The sequence below is a fragment of the Pseudomonas sp. WS 5412 genome, from assembly GCF_012985615.1.
GTDB classification, from domain to species: domain Bacteria; phylum Pseudomonadota; class Gammaproteobacteria; order Pseudomonadales; family Pseudomonadaceae; genus Aquipseudomonas; species Aquipseudomonas shahriarae.
Genome location: NZ_JAARMB010000059.1, coordinates 1 through 1,232 on the forward strand (window position 1 = coordinate 1; position 1,232 = coordinate 1,232).

Here is a 1,232-nt window from a genome sequence, read left to right on the forward strand (position 1 = left end):
CTGGGGCGTGTGACCCGGTATGAATATGCCGATGGCTTGCACCTGATCAGTCGCCGGATCAACCCCGATGGCTCTCAACTCAAGTACCGCTACGACAACACCCGCCTGCTGCTGACCGAGATCGAAAACGAGGCAGGTGAGCGCTATCAACTGGAGTACCACGCTAACGGCCTGATCCAGCAGGAAACCGGCTTCGACGGCCAACGCACCGCCTACGTCTACGACCTCAACGGCCACCTGCAGGAAAAAACCGAGTTTGGCGACGATGACCGTCAGTTGGTTACCACCTACCAGCGCGATAACGCCGGCCGCCTCGTCCGAAAAACCCTGCCCGATGGCAGCACGGTGGATTACACCTACGACCGTCTCGGCAATCTGCTTAGCGTCGACGACGGCCACTGGCCGCTGCATTACGAATACGACGCGCAAAGCCGCCTGACCGCCGAGCACCAAGGCTGGGGCACCCTGCGTTATGGCTACGACCACTGCGGCCAACTCGAAACCCTGCGCCTGCCGGACAACAACCGTCTGACCTTCAACCACGACAAGGGCGGCCACCTTGCCACTATCGACCTGAATGGCCGGACACTCAGCTCGCACCTGTTCAAAGCAGGCCGCGAACACCAGCGCCAGCAGGGCCAACTGCTGAGCCACTACCACTACGACGACCAGGGCCGCCTGGCCCTACACGAACACCGCCACGGCCTTCGCCGCTACACCTATGACAACAGCGGCAACCTCACCCGCCTGCTCGACACCCGCAAGGGCCAGCACGACTACCACTACGACCCCCTCGACCGCCTGACCCGCGCCGACCATTCCCAGGATCCTACCGAACGCTTCGCCCACGACCCGGCGAACAACCTGCTGATGCAAGACCGCCCAGGCCCCGGCATCGTCGTCGGCAACCGCCTGTTACTGCAAGGCGACCGGCATTACGACTACGACGCCTTCGGAAACCTCATACGCGAACGCCGTGGCCGCGCGCAGCAGTTGGTCACCGAATACCGCTACGACTGCCAGCACCGCCTGATCGGCGTGACGCAACCGGACGGCAGCCAGGCCAGTTATCGCTATGACCCGTTTGGGCGGCGCATCGCTAAAGTGATCAATGGCAAGACCACCGAGTTTTTCTGGCAAGGCGACAAAGTCATCGCCGAGCACACGGCGGGGCAGCATCGCAGCTATCTCTACGAGCCTGATAGCTTCAGGCCGCTGGCCTTGCTGGAAGG

The 1,232-nt window shown here is 62.5% G+C and carries 1 pseudogene; it reads left to right on the plus strand.

Annotated features, from left to right (window positions below):
- A pseudogene (locus HBR94_RS28345) lies at positions 1-1,232 on the plus strand (RHS repeat protein); the annotation flags it as partial.